Origin of the sequence: uncultured Aquimarina sp., from assembly GCF_947492405.1 — a bacterium.
GTDB lineage: Bacteria > Bacteroidota > Bacteroidia > Flavobacteriales > Flavobacteriaceae > Aquimarina.
Genome location: NZ_CANLMP010000003.1, coordinates 447,946 through 471,239, shown reverse-complemented (window position 1 = coordinate 471,239; position 23,294 = coordinate 447,946). Strand labels below are relative to the sequence as shown.

Sequence of the window (23,294 nt, the reverse complement as noted above, 5' to 3'; positions counted from 1 at the left end):
ACAGAACAATTTTAATAAAATACGATTTCACATTATAATGTTTTTACTAAATAGATAGCAACAAAAAAAATGCCACACGTTTTATCAGTTATAAAAAGCTGTGACTTTAAACTAAACACCTATGTTTCCTAATTCCACACCTTCCGAGTATGCTACCTTGATATTGTGTTCACTGAAAGCTCTTTTAATCTCCTGATGCGCAATAAAGGTGACTTCCCAAAAGTCATCTGGTTTCACATATGGCCTTACTGCTATTAAAACGCTATGCGAGTCAAAATTTTCTATACCTATCTCCGTAGTAGGAGTATCTAATATTTTCTCTACAGGTTTTAATGTATCTTCTATAATCTTTTTTACTTTCGGAAAATCCTCGCTATAGGGCATAGTAACTATAATTTCTAACCTTATAACCCCTTCTCTAGAGTAATTTGTTACCACATCATCCGTGATTTTAGAATTAGGAATAATCAGAACTTTATTACCTGGCGTTTTTACAGTAGTGCTAAAAATTCCGATCTCCTTTACTTTCCCGAATTTTTCATCTACTTCTATCCAGTCTTCTAACTGATATGGTTTTAGAAACATAATTAATATTCCTGATGCAAAATTACCCAAACTTCCTTGCAGAGAAAGTCCTATCGCAAAACTAATTGCTGCCAAAATCGCTACGAAACCAGATAGGTCAGCACCTAAAATAGAAATAACAATAAAAAGAATGGCTATTTTTAATAATACAGATATAATTGAAGTAAGAAACGGCCGCATCGTATCTGATATATTCATGCGCTTTAAAGCTGCTTCTATCAACTTAAGTATTTTCTTAATAATTTTAAACCCTATCCAAAGTACTAATGTGGCTCCAATAATCCTGGGTGCAAAAAACACAATCTTATCAACAGCGATCTCCAGGTATTCATGTATTCTATCCATATTTCTTTTAATTACACCTAAAAATAGGAAAAGAAATTCAGTCTTAATCGATATTCATAAAAAAACGCTCGGAGTTATACTCGAGCGTTTTTCTTATCTTTTTCCCGTACTATCTTTAGTTCTTTGAACCAATGTCCTCACACAAGATTTTGATAAATTCTATACACTTTTATAGTATCAAATCTTATGCCAAAGTCAAGGTAACGTTTCTTGTATACAGTTTTATTTTGCAGCTTTTTTATCCAATAATGACTTCATACTATTCGTAAAGCTTCTTGCCGATTCTTTACTTTGTATTATTTGATTTATTAAAAAGGTTAAAATACTTTTTATATGATTTGCATTTTCTAGACAAGCCTCATCGGACTCCGCATGCAATCCTTCACTCAATTCACTATGAAGTACGCCTAATGGATTCATTCCTTTTGGTTTAAGTATAGTTGGTAGTAAATCCTTAACTAAGTCTATTTTCTCTTGTGTGACTCTCGTATTTTTTGTTTTTTCCAGAGCTTCTTGATATTCTATTTTATGTTCTTCTTCAATTAATTCAGATATAGATTCTAATAGTTCATCAATTATTTCCTCTGTTATTCTTCTGTAATAGGAAAAAGCTCCTATTCCATATCCTTGCGACTCACATACTAATCCTTTTCTAAAAGTTTTAGAATGTTTATGCAGTCTTTTTTCTAGGTTTTTATCCATTTTGATTTCCCATTCAGGATATTGCCCTACTTTATGCATCATACTTACGTCTTTGTTAATATAAATAAAAAACCTTCTTTCAAAGACTTTACAAGATTCACATAAATATCGTAGATCAAAAACCCTATTCTCAGCTCTTCCATTTGTATCATTATGTCCATCGTACCAATACTCATTAATCATATTAAATGTCTGGTTGGTACCATCGCACTCCTGACATTTCATGTTAATTGGAGTTTTGTATTTCCAATTTCTTAAATCATTACTCAAAGTGTCTATTTTGAACTTTCTAAAAAGAGAATATTCTTCTAAAAATTCTTTTGATATCATTTACTTGATTATTTATAAGATTTAATCTTTCTAAAGTAACAAATAAATATCAGTTATTCAGATGAAATATTACAGTGTGATACTTTTACTAATTTTACACAACAGCTATTTTAAATGCATTATAAAATAAATATTAAAGAAAAGCGTCAATCTGTCTAATAATCCAGGTAGATTCGAGTGATTTTCCAAAATGAAATAAAGGAAAATTGTATCGAGAATAGCTTTTCTTGATCCAAAATCCTATTCTCGATACACTTCTTCCCAAGGTCGAAGCTCTCGAATCGACGAATTTTGAATCAATATGCACAACTCGGTTATTTTACACAAATTCATTTTGAGATATAGCCTGTTTGTATTTTTTAAGTTCTTTAGCGACTCTTGGAGCTAACAAAAACAATCCTATCATATTAGGAACAAGCATGGAAAAAATCATGGCATCAGAAAAATCAGTTACAGCAGTTAAACTTGCAGCAGAACCAATAATTACACAGATACAGAATATACTTTTGTAAATATATTCTACATATTTTTTTCTTCCGAATAAATAAGACCAAGCCTGATATCCATAATAAGACCAGGAAATCATAGATGAAAAAGCAAAAAGAATCACTGCTAAGCTCAAGATATAAGGAAACCAAGATATTCCACTCTCTAATGCCTTAGCAGTAAGCAGTACTCCTTGTTCATCTGATATCTGCGCTCCAACTTGAATCTGTCCGGTAATGATCAATACAATAGCGGTCATAGTACAAATCACTACGGTATCAATAAAAGGTTCTAATAATGCCACTAAGCCTTCACTAGCTGCATATTTAGTTTTAACAGCAGCGTGTGCAATAGAAGCTGATCCTATTCCTGCTTCATTAGAAAAAGCTGCTCTTCTAAACCCTTGTATCATCACACCAACAATTCCGCCTGTTACTCCTTCTGCACTAAAAGCTCCATTAACAATAGCATAAATTGCATCTGGAATTATCTCATAATTAATAGTTATTACTGTAATTACGGCTAATACATAAACAACTACCATAGAAGGGACAATCTTATCAGTTACTTTGGCTATTTTTTTAATACCACCGATAATTACAATTCCCACAAAAATCGCCATCACTAATCCAAAGAGCCATCCTTTCCCGTAAATAAAACTATTTTCGGCACCAGTTACATGTTCAAATAGTTTAAACGCTTGATTGGCCTGAAACATATTTCCACCACCAAAAGATCCACCTACGCACATAATCGCAAAAATCACAGCCAATATCTTCCCTAAGGTAGTTAGCCCTTTCTCTTTTAAACCTTTACTTAGATAATACATCGGGCCACCATATACAGTGCCGTTTTCGTCGATTTCTCTGTAGGCAACACCTAATGTACATTCGACAAACTTGGATGCCATGCCTAAAAGTCCAACTAGAATCATCCAAAATGTCGCTCCTGCTCCACCAATGGACAATGCAATAGCAACACCTGCTACATTTCCTAAACCAACTGTAGCCGATAAGGCAGCGGTTAATGCTTGAAAATGACTTACTTCTCCATCTTTACCTTCCACCCTTACTGTATCAGGCTGATCCCCTTCTATGGTATGAACCGCTTCTGAAACTTCTAAGTCACTAGAAGATTCTAGATCATCATATTTACCCCTAACAATGTTTATAGAGGTCCAAAAATTTCCGAAATTAATACCTTTGAAATAGATAGTAAAATATGATGCCCCAAATAATAAAACAACTAATACCCAAGGAATTCCAACCTGAGAAGTTATTGGAATTTCGGCAAGAATTGCATCTACAAACCAATCTGTTGCATTTTTAAAATTATCATTGACCTGTTGATCAATAGATCCCAAATTTGTTTCTTGCGCTGTAGCATATGTATATGCAAAAAACGAAATGCACATCAATACGATTTTCTTCATCTGTTTTAGAATTATGATTTCAGACGAAGATTTAATAAAAGCAGTTATTACAAAAGGTTACGCAATGATGAATTTAGAAAATCAGAATGATTAAGTATGTGCTTAATCAGTATCTTTATTAATGATACTGGCATATTTTAATAATTGGTTTGCTTTTGCAAATGCTATCAATTGTTCCTTACCATCTGCTCCACTAATCTTTAATACTTTTTTGATTTGATAGATATGAGTTTGAAATCCATCCAAGCTGATATTCATTGCTTCGGCAATTTCAGTATATGATTTACTTGTTCCACAGATACCTAAGTTACCCAACACTTCTTTTTGTCTATCAGACAGAATCACTCTTGTTGATTCTTCTAGAGAGTTAATTTTTAAATCACTTTCTCTTAGACGCTTTTGCAAAGAAGCAATGGTATCCAAATGACTTTCATTTGCCAATACAAGTTTTGCTTGCTGACCTAGTAGCTGTTCCTTTTCTTTAGTTAGAATTTCTAATTCGGTCTGCTTCACTTCTTTTTCCGAAAGGAATTTCCAACTATATAACAAAATGGAGAATAACAAAATGAACAAAAACTTAAAGGATAAACCTGTAATTACACCTAATAGGCTCCAAAATTCTTGATCAATAAACGTTACAGCTCTGTCTTGAGGTATAATTCTATGTGTTACCGCAATAACTATAAGTATAAATAATATGAAACAGGGAAACACCATAAACTTCATATTTCGATTTGCAAATGCTTTATTGAGCTCATTTAGTAGGGCAAATGCTACAATTAAGGAAATTGGAATATCTATAAGCCAAATAAAATTATTACTAATTTCTGTATTACTGTAAGAAGTAACTATAAATACAAAAGCAATCATTATAAGTACTCCACTAAAGAGAGTAACAAATTCTTTCTCTGAAAACCGCTGTACTAATCTAACTATAATGTTCCGTTCCTTCTGATGCTCTATTGAGGGTAAAGAAAGTAATATGCTAAGAGAATTAGCTAAAGAGATTAATACACCTAAATAAATAACAACTTTATGAGTAGTTCTAATTTCGATTAATTGAACTAGCACAATATTGATAAAAGCCCCTAATCCCCACAAAAAAATTGCAAAACCAAACCATTTAATACCACTTATAGAGATTGAAGATTGGCTTTTGATTTTTTCTTTATAGTAAATCCTATGAATTACAAAAGCAGTAATCAAGCATACGATTGCCGTAACATAATATTCTAAGGTAACGTACATAACATTTTAAAGATACTATATTCTATTTATTAATCTTTTCTATTAAGAATCGGATTGTTTTCTACTACGTTAGATAAGATAATGTGAGTTTTAGCTTCTCCATAAGTTATCAATCTATCAATAAAGCCTTGGAGGTGTACTTGATCTTCTAAAACTACTTCCATAATTATATTTTCATTACCCGTAATTCGATAACAATTAAGTACTTCACTAAACTCTGATATTTTGGATAAAAATGGTTTTAGACGTCCCATAAAAGCACGCAAGGTAATAATAGCTTTTAACTGATATCCGGTTTTAGCATATGAGACCTTTGTTGTATATCCTTCTATAATGCCATAATCTTCCATCTTTTTTATTCGCTCTGCAACTGCAGGTGAACTTAGTCCGACATTCCTACCAATTTCTGCATTAGTTAACCTTGCATTTTTCTGTAATAAGTGAAGGATTTTCCAGTTTGTAATATCCATTATTATTTAAATCAAAAAAACTATTATACTTTACTTTTTAAAGCAAATTACTCATTATACCTTAAAGTAAAAAGCAATATCTTCTTAAATACTCTTAATTTTGATTTAACAATGGAATCAAGCCCTAAAAATATAAGACTTTATAAAAAAGCTCTCGAAATACTCATATTATCTAAGAGTGTTTCTAAATATTTGGTTCATGATTTGGCTCCATTAGAAAAAAATGGAAACGAAAATAAATTTATTTACTTTACTGGAGACATTGTAAAAGATTCCGATTCCTTAGTTCCTGAAATCATTAAAGCGGAGAATCAGATTTTTCAGGATGATCGTTTAAAACATGCCATTTCCCTTGAAAGTATTACGAACAAGCTTTATAAAAATTGTGAAAGATTAGAGCGTTCAGAAAGTAATGGAAAAGACTTTGTTCGATTACTGCGTAAAGAGCTAAAAAAGTTCAAAAGACTCCAGCAAAGTTGGATGATGTCCTTGTAATTTTGTTAACAATTACACTTCTTCTTTATACATTTACATTTCTAAAAAACAAATCATGTTTGATAATCAAGATGAAGACCATCATGCTTTTGATGATATCAAAGGGATGCCCATTTTTAAGAAAGCGGAAATAATTCGAGAGTTAACCCAAAAGATTGTTGATATAATTTCTAGAGAAGAAAGCAATGCTCAAAATGACTATGAAGCTAAGATGTTAGATCAATACGCGGAGTATCTCTTCACTAATTCTTCTATCATCCCTGCCAAGATCGCTGGAGCAGAAAGTGGCGATATTTATGATCTCCGAATGGAAAATGCAGCAATCATAAGGAAATCTGCAAGAGAGATTATTACTGATTGTCGGGGATTAGAAATAGCCGGTTTTAAAGAAGTAGATTATCTCAACCTTATCAGAAATGAAATAGAAGAATTTAGAATTCTGTTTACCGAATGGGTAAAAACTTTTGATCAAGGCAACTACATTATAGATCGCTGGGGATTATTTAATCCTCCCGGAGTAAATTATGATGATCAAGATCCTGACGATGATATTCCATTTGATCCGGAGGATTTTTTTAATGATTTAGATTAGCAACTGTTATTTATATCTTTTCCCGTGTTTAATAACCATATCGACATCTTGTAATAGATTAATATGACGTAATACATCTCCTTTTACCGCAATAATATCTGCATATTTACCCTCGGTAATGGTACCTACCTTATCAGAAACTCCCATCCAAACAGATGGCCAATAGGTAGCTGCTTTTATAGCATACATTGGATCTATTCCAAATTCGTTTACCCATACATCTAATTCATTCCAAGTGGATTGACTATGAAATTTCATTGGTATACCGCTATCTGTACCTATCATCAATACAACTCCAGCATCCATTAATTGTTTGATCTTAGTTTCTAAAGTAGGTTTTCGTAAAGGTGTTAACTGAAAATACGGTAAACGGTCTTTATGAATAAAGCTATTTTTTATATCCGCAACAATCGTATCGTGCAATCCTCGATGCCACGAATCATTATCCAGATGCTCTCCATTATCTCGTACATATTCATAATTATACAAACCTTCTACAGTGGGACACCAGAATAATGGTCCTAGATTCATCTGTGCTGTTCGTTCTTTTATTGCCTCCATCACATCATCAGGATATCTGGGAGCAGATGATAAACCCGTATGTTCAAAACAATCTACATTAACCTGAAGTCCAGCCCTTATTTCTTGTGGGCGATGTCCATGAGCAACAACCTTCAGATCATATTTATGAGCTGTTTCTACTACAGCTTTCAATTCTGCAGTGGTCATTTGATCTTGATCAATTAGTTTTACACAATCTACACCAGCATCGGCCAATTTTTTAATTTTCTTTTTTGCATCCTCTACTCCATTAATTCCCCAACGAAAAGCTTCAGTTCCCGGATAGGGTTTCTTTTGGATAAATGGCCCTGAAACATACAAAGTGGCTCCTGGAATTTCTCCTTTATTTATTCGATCTCTAACAGAAATACTTTCTTTAAGAGGACCTCCAAGATCTCGAGCACTCGTTACTCCTGCCATTAATAGTTGTTCTGCTGATGAAGGCATGATTACATCTTCTAATAATGGTGGATATGTTTTATCCCAATATGTATAATCTGCATGACCATTAATCATCGTATGTACATGCATATCCCAAAGCCCAGGTAATACAGACATCCCTTCTGTAGAAATCACCTCAGCATTTTTAGGCACTTTTAAAGTGGCTATAGTACCTATAGCTTTGATTTTATCATTCTCAATAATAATGACGCTGTTTTTTATTGGAGTAGCTCCAAAACCGTCGATTAATGTTCCGCCAACTAGGGCTTTTAATGAGTTTTGCTGCGCAAAGGTACTACCACCGATAAGTAGTAATAGGAGTAATCTTTTCATGATGAGTTGTGTTTCTCTAAAGATAGAAAAACTAAGAGAAAAGAAAAATCTCATCATAGGACGAGATTTTTCTTTTCTTAATTTTTACTATGTAGTACAAGAATGGATCCAAAAACAACTTTGGGAGTAAGCCCTTTGACTACTTAGGGACAGGATTTTTACACGACAAATATTCAGCCTTAAATACTGAATAGATCCCAAATCAAGTTTGGGATAGGCGATTCACATAACATATAATCTAGCCTTTGAGACTAAATTGGATCCCGCGATCTCTTCGTTCTGCGGGATAAGCGATATACAAACTTCAATTTCGGTTACACCTCACTTCAGTTGTATCCTGCTTACATGTTTCTTCTATACTGCCCTCCTACTTCAAACAATGAAGAAGTAATCTGACCTAATGAACATTTTTTACAAACCTCCATTAATGCTTCAAAGATGTTCTGATTATTAACTGCTCTTTCCTGCAAATCTTTTAGCAACTCTGAAGTTCTATCTTCATTTCCCTTATGTAATTCATTAAGCATCGTAATTTGATACTGCTTTTCTTCTTCTGTAGCTCGAATTACCTCTCCTGGTGTCACTGTCGGTGAGCCTTTAGAGCTTAAAAAAGTATTTACACCAATGATCGGAAACTCTCCTGTATGTTTTAACGTTTCGTAATACAAACTTTCCTCTTGTATTTTACTACGTTGATACATCGTTTCCATAGCTCCTAATACGCCTCCACGTTCTGTAATTCTATCAAATTCTGTTAATACAGCTTCTTCAACTAAATCGGTTAATTCTTCTATTATAAAAGATCCTTGTATCGGATTTTCATTTTTAGCCAATCCTAATTCTTTATTGATAATCAACTGGATGGCCATGGCTCTCCTTACGGATTCTTCTGTTGGTGTAGTAATAGCCTCATCGTAAGCATTGGTATGTAATGAGTTACAATTATCATAAATCGCATATAATGCTTGTAGGGTTGTACGAATATCGTTAAAGTCAATTTCCTGAGCATGTAATGAACGACCTGATGTCTGGATATGATACTTAAGCATCTGTGCTCTTGCATTAGCTCCATATTTATTCTTTAATGCTTTTGCCCAAATTTTACGGGCTACTCTACCAATAACAGCATATTCTGGATCAATACCATTAGAGAAAAAGAATGATAAATTTGGTCCAAATTTATTGATATCCATCCCTCTACTAAGATAATATTCTACATATGTAAATCCGTTAGCTAACGTTAGTGCTAATTGAGTAATTGGATTGGCACCTGCCTCGGCAATATGATATCCAGATATAGAAACTGAATAAAAGTTACGTACTTGCTTTTCGATAAAATATTCCTGTACATCTCCCATCAAACGCAATGCAAACTCTGTAGAGAATATACAAGTGTTTTGCGCTTGATCTTCTTTTAGAATGTCCGCCTGCACAGTACCACGAACGGTACTTAAGGTAGTTGTTTTAATTTCTGCGTATATGTCAGCTGGTAATACCTGATCTCCAGTTACTCCAAGCAACATTAAGCCTAATCCATCATTCCCTTCAGGAAGTTCTCCCTGATATGCTGGACGCGCCACTCCTTTATCTTTGTATATTTTATTGATTTTAGCTTCTACTTCAGCTTCAAGATTATTTTCTTTTATGTATTTTTCACAGTTCTGATCGATGGCCGCATTCATAAAAAACCCAAGCAACATAGGTGCTGGCCCATTAATTGTCATACTCACAGATGTCATTGCGTGTGTAAGATCGAAACCAGAGTATAGTTTTTTAGCATCATCCAAACAACAAATCGAAACTCCAGCATTACCGATTTTACCATAAATATCAGGTCTGTGATCAGGATCATTTCCATAAAGAGTAACCGAATCAAAAGCCGTTGATAAACGTTTTGCGGGCATTCCTAAACTTACATAGTGAAAACGTCTGTTAGTCCTCTCAGGACCTCCTTCTCCGGCAAACATACGTGTTGGATCTTCTCCAGTACGTTTAAAAGGATATAAACCGGATGCAAAAGGAAATTCACCAGGAACATTTTCCTGTAAACACCATTTTAAGATATCTCCCCAAGCTTGATATTTTGGTAATGCCACTTTAGGAATCTGACTATGTGATAAAGATTCCGTATGTGTTTCTATTTTGATTTCTTTATCTCTAACTTTAAAAGAATAAATAGGGTCTTTATATTTCTGTACTTTTGCCGCCCAACCTGTTATAGTTTCCCAATTATGAGGATCAAGGTTTAGTTTTACCCGATCGAATTCAGCCAATAATAATTTTAGAAAATCTTCATTTTCATTGTTTTTCGCTTTTCTAAGTCCTTCTTCATCAATACCATTTTTGGATAAGTCTATAAAATCTAAATTAGCAACACTGCATATTGTTTTATAGATTCCATATAATTTTTGCGCTACTTCTACCTGTGCATCTGCAGTCTTATCATAAGCTCTATTATTTTCAGAAATCTCGGATAAATATCTTGTTCTACTTGGTGGGATAACAAATATCTTTTCAGACATTTCTTTAGAGATATGGAAATCAGATTGCAGATCTGCACCGGTTTTCTCCACTACTTTATCCATTATCGCTTTATAAAGCGTATTCATTCCAGGATCGTTAAACTGTGAGGCTATAGTTCCATAGACTGGTAAATCATCTTGTGGAATATCCCACAACTGATGGTTACGCATATATTGTTTTTTCACATCTCTTAAAGCATCCAGAGAACCTCTTTTATCGAATTTATTAATTGCTACTAAATCCGCAAAATCAAGCATATCAATCTTCTCTAATTGAGTAGCTGCTCCAAATTCTGGAGTCATTACATATAAAGAGGTATCACTATGCTCTAAAATCTCGGTATCTGATTGTCCAATACCGGAGGTTTCTAAAATAATAAGATCAAATTCTGCAGCTTTCAAAACTTCGATAGCTTCTGCAACATATTTAGACAATGCTAAATTAGATTGTCTGGTAGCCAAAGAACGCATATATACTCTAGGTGAGTTGATCGCATTCATACGGATACGATCTCCTAACAAAGCACCGCCTGTTTTACGTTTAGATGGATCAACAGAAATTAATCCCATTGTTTTATCAGGAAAGTCAATTAAAAATCGTCGAACTAATTCATCTACTAACGAAGATTTTCCTGCTCCACCGGTTCCGGTAATACCTAAAACCGGTGTTTTTGATGTCTTATTTTTTTCGTGGATTTGATCCAGCGTATCTTTAGCAATATCAGGAAAATTCTCTGCAGCAGAAATTACACGAGCGATAGATCCTATTTCTTTATCAGCTAGATGATCTACCTCTCCATTAAGATTGTCGCCAATTGGAAAATCCGATTGTTTAACCAAATCATTAATCATACCCTGTAACCCCAAAGATCTTCCATCATCAGGAGAATAGATACGAGTAATTCCATATTCCATTAAATCCTTAATCTCTTCTGGTAGAATAACTCCACCACCACCGCCAAATATTTTAATATGTGTTGCTCCTTTTTCTTTGAGCAGATCATACATATATTTAAAATATTCATTATGACCTCCTTGATACGAAGTCATCGCAATAGCATTAGCATCTTCCTGAATGGCACAATTAACCACTTCTTCTACACTTCTATCATGACCTAAATGAATCACTTCTACCCCTGTAGATTGAATAATACGACGCATAATATTAATAGCTGCATCGTGCCCATCGAATAATGATGCTGCCGTCACAATTCTAACTTTATTTTTTGGCTTATAAGGTGCTATTTGTTCCATTGACAATAAAAAGTGTTTTTAGAGGTGCTAATTTACGAAATACGCACCAAAAACGATTATTTTTTTAGAATTATATAATTTATTTAACCTGATTAGTTATTTCATTATCTATAGTTCAAAGTTACTACTTATTCTTTTCTAAATCTTGTAACAAAACATAATTACACCTTGTAAATAGCTACTAATAATATGTTAATGCATTTGTTAAACACTTTTTTACTATATGGGGAAAATGATATCTTCCAAGATTATTGAAAACAAATACATTTTAAAAAATGAAAATTACATCATCAAAAAACAAATTATTTCTCTTATCACTTGTTTTTGTTTTAGGGTTTGGAATCCAGAACACAGAAGCACAACGTAAGAAAAAGAAAAAATCGAAAAAAGGAGAAACTGAACAAGTGGATGCACCTAAAAAAGACTCCAAAGAAAAATCCATTGAAGACCTTACTAAAAAGAGCGAGAAAATTGAAGGGCTATTTACCATGTATCGAGATACAATTGACGGTACTACCCAAATGTTGATCAGTAAAGATCATATCGGAAAAGAATTTATCTACTTCAGTCAGATTGCAGATGGAGTATTAGAAGCTGGTGCGTTTAGAGGAGCGTATATGAATAATAAAGTTTTTAAAATCGAAAAACATTACAATAAAATCGAGTTTGTAACCCAAAACGTTTCTTATTATTTTGATAAAAACAATGCTTTATCCAAAGCTTCTAATGCCAATATTAGTGAAGGAATCATGGCTAGTTTAAAAATCGAAGCTTTAGATAAAGAAAAAGGATTATATCTTATAAAATCTGATGACCTTTTTCTTAAAGAAACCTTCGAACAAATTAAAGCTCCTAACTTTCCTGGACAATCACCATTTGCATTTAAAATAGGTTCTTTAAGCAAAGAAAAAACTAAAATTAAAACGATTAAAAATTATCCAGAAAATCTGAACATAAACAGCCATTATGTATATTCCAAATCCAATATACTTAATGGAGGTTCTGCAGCAGTAACTGATGGGAGAAATGTTACTATTAAAGTAGAACATAGTTTAATCGCAATGCCTGAGAATGACTACCAACCAAGATTTGATGACCCAAGAATTGGTTATTTCTTTACACAGGTAACTGATATGACTTCTACAAGTCCAACTCCTTATAGAGATTTAGTACATCGTTGGAATCTGGTAAAGAAAGATCCTAGTCAGGCAATTTCTGAGCCTGTACAACCAATCGTATGGTGGATGGAAAACACAACTCCAGTAGAATTTAGAGAAACCATAAAAGAAGCAGTATTAGAATGGAATAAAGCATTTGAAAAAGCTGGTTTTAAAAATGCAATGGTTGTAAAATTACAACCAGATGATGCTACTTGGGATGCTGGAGATATTAGATATAATGTACTTAGATGGACGTCTTCTCCAAGACCTCCTTTTGGCGGATATGGTCCAAGTTTTGTGAACCCTCGAACAGGTGAAATTTTAGGTGCTGATATTATGTTAGAGTATGTATTCCATACGAATCGCGTAAAATATGACAGGTTATTTAACCTAACCGCTAATGGTCAGGCGGAAGAGAGTAACTATCCAACGATGATCAAAGATGAACACTTATATTGTTCTTATGGTCATATGATGCAGGAAAACTCTCTATTTGGACAGGCAGTTCTTACTGCTTATGGTGCAAATGACAATGAAATGAAAGGAATGAAAATGGAAGCTATGAAAGAGCTTATCATGCACGAAGTTGGTCATACATTGGGATTAAACCACAATATGAAAGCTAGTCAGTTGTTCTCGCCAGAAGAGTTAAATAATCCAGAATTTATTAAAGATAAATGCTTAACTGGATCTGTAATGGATTATACTGCTATTAACGTATCTAATGATAAATCTAAACAAGGACCGTACTATTCTACAACTGTAGGACCTTATGATAAGTGGGCTATTCAATATGGATATACTCCCGTAAACTCTGAAAAAGATTTAGAAAAAATCGCAAGTCAATCTACTAAGCCTGAATTAATTTTTGGTAATGATGCGGATGATATGCGCGCTCCCGGAAAGGCTATTGATCCACGAGTAATGATTGGAGACATGTCTAATGATCAAATAACATATTCTATCAATAGAATGGAATTAGTGAATGATATGATGGGAGAGATTAAACTGAAATTCAGTAAAAAAGGGGCATCTTATCAAGAGTTAAGACAAGCATATTACATCTTAAGAGGTCAGTATGCTCAGGCAGGAAATGTGATTTCCAGGTTTATAGGTGGGGTTTATGTAGATAGAAGTATGGTAGGACAAGATCCAAATGCTAAACCATACACTCCTGTTAGTTATGATGATCAAAAAAGAGCTATGAATGCTTTAAAAAAGTATGTATTCGCACCAGATGCATATAAAGCTCCGAATGATCTATATAATTATATCGCAATGCAGCGAAGAGGTTATAATTTCTTTGGAGAACCAGAAGATCCTAAGATTCATGATCGTGTTCTTGATTATCAGAAAAGAGTGCTGGATCATATTCTACATCCAAATACGTTGCAACGTATTACTGATTCAGAGTTATATGGTAATAAGTACGAACTATCCGAATTCATGACAGATCTAAACAATGCTGTTTTTCAAGCGGATGTTGCTGGCTCAATAAATACATTTAGACAAAACCTGCAATTAGAATACACAAATAGATTAATTAATGTAGTTACTATGTCTAGTCCTAAAGGGCCAAAATATACCTATGCTTCTAAATCTATGGCCCTGTATAACCTAAAAAGAATAAGATCCATGGTTTCTAATGGTACAGGAAACAAATTATCTAAAGCGCACAAGGATCATTTAAAAACATTGATAAGCAATGTGATTGAGGATATCAAATAATTTCTACGGAATATTGAATTCGTAAAGGCTGATTATTAATAAAATCAGCCTTTATTTTTTGTAAATAATTTAGAAAAATCAAGCTTATACTTTAGATTATTTAAAAACGAAGAATTCATTCCATCTTTGTAAGAAATTATTACAATATTTACCTTCTTATATAGTAAGTTTATGTCTTCAAAACGGAACCCACAATCTAATTAATCTATGAAAAAAACAACCTTACTCATTAACTGTTTGGATAAAAAAGGAATCATAGCTACGGTAACCAATTTTATTTTAGCCAAAAAAGGAAACACAGTGTATATAGAACAACACGTGGACAGAGAATTAGGTGAATTTTTCATGAGATTAGAATGTGAGTTTGATCAAGATGAAGAAAAACTTGCATTGTTTAAAGAATCTTTCAACAAAGTAGTTGCCGATAATTATAATATGCATTGGGAAATGTATAACGCTGAAAAGAAAGCTAAAATGGCGCTTTTTGTTTCTAAGTATGATCATTGTTTATACGACATCCTGGGAAGACATGCTTCCGGAGAACTTCAGGTAAAAATTCCAATAATTATTAGTAATCATCTGGATCTAAAACCGATTGCAGATAGCTTTAATATTCCATTTAAACACATTCCTGTCAATAAATCCAATAAAGAAAAGGCTGAAGCAGAACAAATAGCATTACTAAAAGAACACAACATAGATTTCATTGTTTTAGCCAGGTATATGCAAATTCTTTCTGAAAATTTTGTGGATCAGTTTCCTAATAAAATCATCAATATTCATCATTCGTTTTTACCAGCTTTTCCAGGTGCAAGACCATATCATTCTGCATACGAGCGAGGTGTAAAAATAATTGGTGCAACCAGTCATTATGTTACTTCTGACCTTGATGAAGGGCCAATCATAGAACAGGAAATTGTACGTGTTTCTCATATTCATAATGTACACGATTTTATTCTAAAAGGACGAGATCTGGAAAAAATAGTATTATCTAGGGCTATAAAACATCACTTAGAGAGAAAAGTATTGGTTTATAATAATAAAACGGTGATTTTTTCATAGTTCAAATATATCACCAGTATTTGCGAATTGATATCCTTCTTTTTCTAATTGTATTCTCTTTTTGCTATCCTTATGAATTAAAGGATTTGAATGATTAAAATGAATAAAGACAATCTTAGATTTTATCACTTTTAGTTCATTTTTAAACAATTCAATAGTTTCCTCAATAAACGGATGAGGGACTTCTGACATAGGTCTTGGAATCTCACCATCTTTAAAAAAAGTAGCATCAATAAAGGCATAATCTACTTTTTTAATTTCGTCAACAATATTTTTATTCCATAAGGACCACTTATTAATATCAGGAATAAATAATGCTGATTTCCTGTTGCCTTTAATTTTATAACCAACAGTTTCAGAAAACTCATCTCGATGAGGAACAAGAAATGGTGTTATTTTTATATTTTCTGTAATCTTAACAGGTATTTCGTTTTCTAGTAAATTGATTTTAATGTTCTGCAAATCTACCAATTGAGACCAAGGTCCATTATTCTCTAAAAATGACTTCATTTTCGGCATTGCAAATACATCAATATCTTTTGATCCCATGGCTTCTCTACCAAAATACATAAGACCTGTATAATGTCCCATATGTGCATGGGTCAAGAATATTCCGTCAATAATTTTATCATGATGTAAATATTTTGCATCTAGCATAGCTAATTGTTCAGGCAAATCTGGAGTAGCTTCTATTAAAAATTTCTTTTTTTTCTGTCGATCTATTACCCCTAAAGAAACAACAAGTTCCTTCTCGAATTTATCTTCTTTGACACCTTCAAACTCCTTTGTAGCATTAATATGAGGATAACCTCCATCCTGAACAATTCCCAAAATAGTTATGTATTGATCAAAATTATCAGACACCTTTGCCTCTATTTCTGTTAGATCTTCTCTATTTTTGCAGGAAAAGACTAAGACAGATAGTATGAAAAAAATTAACTTTGGATTCATATTAAATCATTATCATCTCAAATCTAATAAGAAATTATGAAAAGAATTTTTTTAGTACTGGTTATATTTCAACTATCAAGTTGTGCCGAACTTCAACAAGTAATAGAGAGTCTTCCCCAAGAAACCACTGGAGCAATAGGACTTAGTAATGTTGATATAGGTAATGGTCTTAGACAAGCATTAGATAAAGGTATTGACAAGCAAGTAACTAAGCTTACTCAAAAAGATGGATTTTTTAGAAACGAGTTGGTAAAAATTGTATTACCGGATGAATTACGAAAAGTGGATAAATCATTAAGAGATATTGGTCTTGATAATCTAGCGGATGAAGGTCTTAAAGTTCTTAATAGAGCGGCTGAAGATGCTGTAAAAGAAGCTACACCTATTTTTGTTAATGCAGTAAAACAGATTACATTTAATGATGTTAAACAAATCTTACTAGGTAATAATAATGCTGCTACAGAATATCTAAAAGGTACTACTAAAACAGCTCTTTATTCAAAATTTAACCCAGTTATTAAAAGCTCTCTATCCAAAGTAGGAGCTGATCGTGTTTGGTCAAATATCATAAACAAATACAACGCTATTCCTTTTACTAGTAACGTAAATCCAGATCTCACAGACTATGTAACTAGTGAAGCTTTAAGTGGTGTGTATACTATGATTGCCGTAGAAGAAGGAGAAATTAGAACCAAACTTAGTTCTAGAACTACTGATTTATTACGCAAGGTTTTTGCGCTTCAGGATGGAAGATAATATACGACAGAATAAACGTACAACACCTACTTTTTATCGAATCAAACATTAATTTTAACGATTTTTTAATTTTTCACAGAAATTCACACTTTTATCTGTTTTGCTACTAGAATAGCAAACAATCTCATCATTTACTAAGAATAAGGGAATTTACCTCTTGATTGTGTTTTGACATTCTCAATACAAACCCATAATTAATAGGGGGTTATTGCGATGTAGGGGTGTTTTTGTTACGGGATTAACGTAATTTTGGCGCCGATTTAAAAACGCCCTCAATGAAAAACTTAATCAAACTTAGCATAGCTATGCTTATGCTTCTATGCTCTGGACTTATTGAAGCTCAAGAGAAAACAATAACAGGAACAGTTATTGATCAATCAGGAATCCCACTTCCGGGAACAAACATTCTAGTAAAAAATACCAGTAACGGAGTTCAAACAGATTTTGATGGAAACTATTCTATCGAAGCTAACTCTGGAGACACCTTAATATTTTCGTATGTTGGTTTTGAAACAAAAGAAATTGTTATTTCGGGATCAACAGTAATAAACATTACTCTAAAAGATAATGTTGAAGGTTTAGACCAGGTAGTCCTTATTGGATATGGTAGTTCTTCTAGAAAAGAAATAACGGCTAGTATATCTAGTATCCGCGCTAATGATATTGCAGATGTTAACACACCTGGTATTCAATCATTAATGACAAGTAAAGTTACCGGAGTTCAAATTACTCAACTTTCCGGAAGAGTAGAGTCTGGAATTAAAGTTAGGATTAGAGGTATTTCTACTATTGGTGCTTCTCAGGAACCTTTATATGTATTAGATGGAGTGCCATTGATTAACGATGATGAATCTATAAACAACTCTCCTATTAACCCTTTGATAGGTCTTAATCCTAATGATATTGATTCTATTGATTTTCTAAAAGATGCTTCTTCAGCAGCTATATATGGTGCCAGAGGAACAAATGGTGTTATTATCATCACTACAAAAAAAGGAAAAGCAGGAAAAACTAAAGTTACCCTAAATACAGCATCGGGATGGAACTTTGCTACCAATAAAAGAGAATTTTTAGATTCGGAAGAGTATGTGGAGTTTTATACAGAAGCTGCACTAAACAGTGGCCTTTCTTTAAGTGAGATCGAGACACAATTTGATCAATTATCATTAGGTCGTGATTGGAGAAACAATGAAGTAGATACTAATTGGCAAGATTTAGCATTGGTAGAAGGTATTACTCAAGATATAGACTTATCAGCATCTGGAGGTGGTGAAAAAATTAAATACTTTCTTTCTACTTCTTATAACAAAACGGAAGGTATCATCTTAGGAAATGAGTTAGATCGTTATACTTTAAGAGGTAAAATAGACGCTGACATTACCGAAAAATCCACTGTAGGAGTAAACATTAATCTATCTAAAGTAACCATCGATAGATTATCTAATGATAATGCTTTTATCTCTCCACTTCAATCTATAGCTCAATCTCCACTAACACCTGCTTTGTTAGAAGATGGAACGGCGAATGTGGATGGTAACTCCACATTGTTTCAAAACTTTCTTGGACAAGAACAAACAGGAAGGTTTGTTACAGATATCTGGAGAACCACGGCAAACATTTATGGTGATTTTTATATAAATGATTATTTACGTTATAAATCTGAAATTGGATATGATGCTAATAACCAAAATGCAGAAAGATTCTCAGGAAGTCTGACCGAATTCGCATCTGCAGGAGGAGTTGGTACTGTTAGTAATGCTATTACAGAACGTTATATTTTAACCAATTATCTAAGTTATAAGAGAACTTTTGGAGATTCTGTAGACTTTTCTGCTACTCTGGGAGGAAGTTTTGAAGAAACTAATCGTAAAAGTCAATTTACAATAGGGCAAGGATTTCCGTCAGATGATCTACAAACATTAGACAATGCAGTTTTAATCACGAATGGAGGATCTAATAAAACCAAATACAACTTTTTATCATACTTTGCTAGGTCACGTTTTTCTATAGCAGAAAAATACCTTTTCAATCTAAGTATTCGTCGTGATGGTTCTTCCAGATTCGGAGAGGATTCACAATTTGGTTGGTTCCCAGCAGCATCGGCAGCTTGGGTAGTTAGTAATGAACGATTTTTAGTTAATTCTAACTTCTTAAATAAATTCAAACTAAGAGGTAGTTGGGGTATTACGGGAAATGCAGAAATAGGAAACTTTGCTAGTAAAGATCTTTACGGAGTAACAACTTATAACGAAAGACTTGGAGTATCACCAATTCAATTAGGAGATAATGAATTACGTTGGGAAAAAACTACTCAATATGACTTAGGAGTAGATTTTGGATTATTCAACAATACTATTTCAGGAGAATTTGATTATTATAACAAAACCACTAATGATTTATTATTCAACCAACCACTACCTGGTACATCTGGTTTTACATCGATCGTTAGAAACATTGGTGAAATAGTGAACAAAGGATTCGAAGTTAATATTAATGCTCGAATTATCTCTAAACCATCTTTAACCTGGAATGTTGGTGCATTATTTACTAAAAATGACAATGAAGTTACTGACCTGCCAAGTGGAGATATTATAGACGGTGTGAATATCATCAGAAAAGGTGAAGCTGTTTCTTCTTTTTATCTTTACGAATATGCAGGTGTTGATCCGGCTAATGGAGATGCATTATTCTACGCTAATACGGTAAATGAAGACGGTTCATTAGACAAAACGTTGACTAACAGCGTAGCTAAAGCTAATAAAATCGTTACAGGAGATCCATTTCCTGATTATCAAATTGGATTTACAAATACTTTAAAAATAAAAGGCTTAGATTTTCAATTTGTTTTTCAAGGAGAGTTTGGAGCTTCAATTTTTGATCAAGCAGGTAAGTTCACTTCCGGAAATGGTAAATTCTTAGACAATCAGACAGTAGATCAATTAGAAAGATGGCAAAATCCTGGAGATATAACTGATGTGCCTCAGGCAAGGTTAAATCAAGAGAATGGTCAAGCAGATTCTACTCGTTACCTAGAAGAAGCAGATTTTATAAGACTAAGAAATATCACACTAGGATACACCATTAATCCTACGTACTCTAAAAAGTTTTATATGGAAAAAGTAAGGTTCTATTTTAGCGGTCTTAACTTATTAACGATTACTGATTATGAAGGATATGACCCGGAATCTACAGCAGATTTTAATGGTAATTCTGGTGTAAGAACTGGTACTTCCTTTTACTCGGCTCCTCCTGCAAAAACATATACACTGGGAATAAATATTGAATTCTAAAAATTCGATTTTTAAAATTTAATACTAAAACCTTAAAGTAAAAAAAAATGAAAACATATATAAAAATAGTACTAGTATTCACTCTTTCTATAGTCTCTGTAAGTTGTGAAAATCAGTTAGACATTGACCCAAATCAAGCATTAACTACTGAAGATGCATTTGATACACCAACAAAAGTGACTAATATTCTTGTTGGAGCCTATGCTCAAGCAGGGCAAGCTGCAAGTTATGGTGGTCAGATATATACAATAGCCGAACTATTAGCTAATGATGAAGAACTGAAATGGAACGGAACATTTTCTGATCCTGGAGAATTTAACACTAAAGTAATTAATACCAATAATACTTTTGTAGCTAGTTTATGGTTAAATGGATATGACATAAGCAATCAGGCTAACATTGTTTTGGACAACCTAGATGTTTTTGAAAATCTTGATACTAAAAACTCTGTAGAAGGTCAAGCCAAATTTTTAAGAGCTGTCACCTATTTTGATTTATTGCGTTTTTTCTCTAAACATAATAATGATAGAATTAATGATGGAGAACCAGGGGTTCCTATTATGAGAACTCCGGTAATTACATTTGATGATATTACGTATCCATCAAGAAATACAATTGGCGAAGTATATGATTTTATTATCAATGACTTAGAAGATGCGATTGCACTATTACCTGAAACAAATGGTGTTTTTGCTTCTGCAAATGCAGCTAAAGCCTTATTAGCAAGAATACAATTACAAATAGGTAATTATGAAGCTGCCAGAGATTTATCTAATGAAGTAATTCAATCAGGAAGATTCTTAATAACAGCAACACTTGATGATGCATACAACAATGATGATAACTCCACAGAAGATATTTTTGCTTGGCAAGTAACAGATTCAGACGGAGCTAACAGTATGAATACATTTTGGGCTACCGACAGATTCGGAGGAAGACCAGGAAATCCTGATATATCGATCGAAGACGCTTTTTTTGGGATTTTTGATGATTTTAATGATTCGAGAGCTGGTTATTTTTACATTGATAACGAAACTGGATCTGGTATTGCATCATTCAAATGGATTTTTGGTAATGCAAACATTCCTTTTATTCGATTACCAGAAATGCACCTTATAAGGGCCGAGTCTAATTTTATTCTAGGTACAGCAGTAGGAACAGACCCTATAAACGATGTTAACACAGTGCGATTTAGATCTAATGCTTTTCTATTAACTGATTTAACATATGTAGATATCATTCTGGAAAGATTGAAAGAATTAGCATTTGAAGGGCATAAACTACACGATTTTAAAAGATTAGAAATCCCTATAGCATCATTACCTTTTGATGATAGTCGATTGGTGCTGCCAATTCCACAAAGAGAAATAAACGTAAATCCAAACCTTTTGCCACAAAACGATGGATACTAAAATATAATCTCATTTAATAAAAGTTATAAAAGGGTAGTATGAGTGAAAATTATACTACCCTTTTTAATATACTATTAGATAACCTTAACGACCTCTTAAGAACCTAATTGAATCACATCTAATACTTTTGTACAAAAAAGAAAAGGAAATGTTTTATTGGTTTAAAGACAAAACTGATCTTCAAAAACTACGAAAGCGATACTGCAGATTAATGAAAAATGCATACAATATTGCTATTAAGGATAAAGAAAAAAGTGATCTCTTACACGAGGAAGCAAACAAAATTTTAACCGAAATTAAAAAAATAGAACATCGTTCTTAACCGCTATTAAACGGAAAGTTGATTTAAAAACGAAAGTGATTCTTCATTAAAAATTTCTGGTTGTTCCACATTAACAACATGTCCCGAATTCTTAACTACGAAAAGATTAGAAAACTCGTGGATAGACACTACTTTTTTTATAGATGGTAAAAATAAATAGTCTTCTTCACCCATCACATAAAGTGTAGGTATTTTAATATCCTTATCCCTAAAAAAACGAAGTAAAGGATTAATCTCAGAAGTTAACCTAAACCATCGTACAAATTCCTTTTGATATAATTTCTTTGCCTCATTAGCAAAAAGTAACCTGGATTGCTTATGATTTTTTTTGGGCATAATAATAAAAGCAAAAAACTTATACAAAAACATATAAGGAATTACCGATTTAAATACGACGCCCAATCTCATCAATACCTGAGACCTAAGATTTAGTTTCATAATAGCACCACCCATAATCATACTATCCACACGATCAGGATACTTTTCTGCAAGGTTTCGAATCAATATAGTACCCAAAGAGATCCCTATAAAATGTGATGAAGCTATTTGTTCTTTATTAATAACCTCCACTATATCTTCTGTAATTGAATCAAAGGTATATTTAGAACTAAAAGCATCTTTAATAGCAGGTTTAGAATTACCGTGTCCTCTTAAATCGAGTAGCAGCACATTATAGTGTTTTCTAAACTCTCTAACTTGTTTAAACCAAATAGAAGAACTCCCTCCTGCCCCGTGAACAAAAGTTACCCAATAAGTATTTTCAGGATGATGATATATAGAATAGTTAAGCATATAATAATTAACTGAGTAAAGATAA

17 protein-coding genes are annotated in these 23,294 nt (G+C 33.0%); 8 read left to right on the top strand and 9 right to left on the bottom strand.

All coding sequences use genetic code 11. The features are described from left to right. Window positions 1-111: 111 nt before the first annotated feature. The 5 genes from Q0829_RS13600 to Q0829_RS13580 all read right to left on the bottom strand — a co-directional run bounded on the left by Q0829_RS13600 (window position 112) and on the right by Q0829_RS13580 (window position 5,604). Complete coding sequence (locus Q0829_RS13600; RefSeq protein ID WP_298543778.1) at window positions 112-930, bottom strand: mechanosensitive ion channel family protein; 819 nt, start codon at window positions 928-930, stop codon at window positions 112-114. Between the two features lie 222 nt (window positions 931-1,152). Beyond that, the gene (locus Q0829_RS13595) at window positions 1,153-1,962 is read right to left on the bottom strand and encodes a hypothetical protein (RefSeq protein ID WP_298543775.1); all 810 of its coding nucleotides are present in this window, start codon (window positions 1,960-1,962) and stop codon (window positions 1,153-1,155) included. A 319-nt stretch (window positions 1,963-2,281) separates the two neighbouring features. Next, the gene (locus tag Q0829_RS13590) at window positions 2,282-3,880 is read right to left on the bottom strand and encodes an alanine/glycine:cation symporter family protein (RefSeq protein ID WP_298543772.1); all 1,599 of its coding nucleotides are present in this window, start codon (window positions 3,878-3,880) and stop codon (window positions 2,282-2,284) included. A 102-nt stretch (window positions 3,881-3,982) separates the two neighbouring features. After that, window positions 3,983-5,128 carry a hypothetical protein gene (locus Q0829_RS13585; protein ID WP_298543770.1) on the bottom strand — a complete coding sequence of 382 codons (1,146 nt, stop codon included), beginning with the start codon at window positions 5,126-5,128 and terminating at the stop codon, window positions 3,983-3,985. A gap of 29 nt (window positions 5,129-5,157) precedes the next feature. Next, entirely contained in the window at window positions 5,158-5,604 is a 447-nt protein-coding gene (locus Q0829_RS13580; protein ID WP_118461594.1) for an Lrp/AsnC family transcriptional regulator, read from the bottom strand. Between the two features lie 105 nt (window positions 5,605-5,709). Between Q0829_RS13580 and Q0829_RS13575 the strand changes: the two genes are divergently transcribed. After that, window positions 5,710-6,093 (top strand): hypothetical protein, encoded by a 384-nt coding sequence (locus Q0829_RS13575; protein ID WP_298543767.1) that lies wholly within the window; start codon window positions 5,710-5,712, stop codon window positions 6,091-6,093. A 55-nt stretch (window positions 6,094-6,148) separates the two neighbouring features. Further along, on the top strand, window positions 6,149-6,685 hold the full coding sequence (locus tag Q0829_RS13570) for a hypothetical protein (RefSeq protein WP_298543765.1): 537 nt from the start codon (window positions 6,149-6,151) through the stop codon (window positions 6,683-6,685). Between the two features lie 6 nt (window positions 6,686-6,691). Here Q0829_RS13570 and Q0829_RS13565 read toward each other — a convergent pair whose 3' ends face one another. Together Q0829_RS13565 and Q0829_RS13560 are read right to left on the bottom strand one after the other, a co-directional pair. Continuing rightward, window positions 6,692-8,020: an amidohydrolase family protein gene (locus tag Q0829_RS13565; RefSeq protein ID WP_298543762.1), complete on the bottom strand. Its 1,329-nt coding sequence runs from the start codon at window positions 8,018-8,020 to the stop codon at window positions 6,692-6,694. 341 nt (window positions 8,021-8,361) lie between these two features. After that, window positions 8,362-11,796 carry a methylmalonyl-CoA mutase family protein gene (locus Q0829_RS13560; protein ID WP_298543759.1) on the bottom strand — a complete coding sequence of 1,145 codons (3,435 nt, stop codon included), beginning with the start codon at window positions 11,794-11,796 and terminating at the stop codon, window positions 8,362-8,364. A 275-nt stretch (window positions 11,797-12,071) separates the two neighbouring features. Here Q0829_RS13560 and Q0829_RS13555 point away from each other — a divergent pair, with 275 nt between their 5' ends. Next, window positions 12,072-14,684: a zinc-dependent metalloprotease gene (locus Q0829_RS13555; protein WP_298543756.1), complete on the top strand. Its 2,613-nt coding sequence runs from the start codon at window positions 12,072-12,074 to the stop codon at window positions 14,682-14,684. 207 nt (window positions 14,685-14,891) lie between these two features. Continuing rightward, window positions 14,892-15,746: a formyltetrahydrofolate deformylase gene (gene purU / locus Q0829_RS13550; RefSeq protein ID WP_298543754.1), complete on the top strand. Its 855-nt coding sequence runs from the start codon at window positions 14,892-14,894 to the stop codon at window positions 15,744-15,746. On the opposite strand, the gene Q0829_RS13545 is transcribed toward purU, so the two are convergent. Next, complete coding sequence (locus tag Q0829_RS13545) at window positions 15,741-16,697, bottom strand: MBL fold metallo-hydrolase (protein WP_298543752.1); 957 nt, start codon at window positions 16,695-16,697, stop codon at window positions 15,741-15,743. The genes purU and Q0829_RS13545 overlap by 6 nt on opposite strands. 36 nt (window positions 16,698-16,733) lie before the next feature. Between Q0829_RS13545 and Q0829_RS13540 the strand changes: the two genes are divergently transcribed. The 4 genes from Q0829_RS13540 (at window position 16,734) to Q0829_RS13525 (ending at window position 22,477) form a co-directional block, all read left to right on the top strand. Then, window positions 16,734-17,453, top strand: a complete 720-nt coding sequence (locus Q0829_RS13540; protein ID WP_298543749.1) for a DUF4197 domain-containing protein — start codon at window positions 16,734-16,736, stop codon at window positions 17,451-17,453. A 275-nt stretch (window positions 17,454-17,728) separates the two neighbouring features. After that, window positions 17,729-20,743 carry a TonB-dependent receptor gene (locus Q0829_RS13535; RefSeq protein WP_298543747.1) on the top strand — a complete coding sequence of 1,005 codons (3,015 nt, stop codon included), beginning with the start codon at window positions 17,729-17,731 and terminating at the stop codon, window positions 20,741-20,743. A 47-nt stretch (window positions 20,744-20,790) separates the two neighbouring features. Then, window positions 20,791-22,155, top strand: coding sequence for a RagB/SusD family nutrient uptake outer membrane protein (locus Q0829_RS13530; protein WP_298543744.1), 1,365 nt, complete (start codon window positions 20,791-20,793; stop codon window positions 22,153-22,155). A 148-nt stretch (window positions 22,156-22,303) separates the two neighbouring features. After that, entirely contained in the window at window positions 22,304-22,477 is a 174-nt protein-coding gene (locus tag Q0829_RS13525) for a Lacal_2735 family protein (protein WP_298543741.1), read from the top strand. A 6-nt stretch (window positions 22,478-22,483) separates the two neighbouring features. Here the strand turns inward: Q0829_RS13525 and Q0829_RS13520 are convergent, their stop codons facing one another. Further along, window positions 22,484-23,269 (bottom strand): alpha/beta hydrolase, encoded by a 786-nt coding sequence (locus Q0829_RS13520; RefSeq protein WP_298543739.1) that lies wholly within the window; start codon window positions 23,267-23,269, stop codon window positions 22,484-22,486. Between the last annotated feature and the right edge of the window lie 25 nt (window positions 23,270-23,294).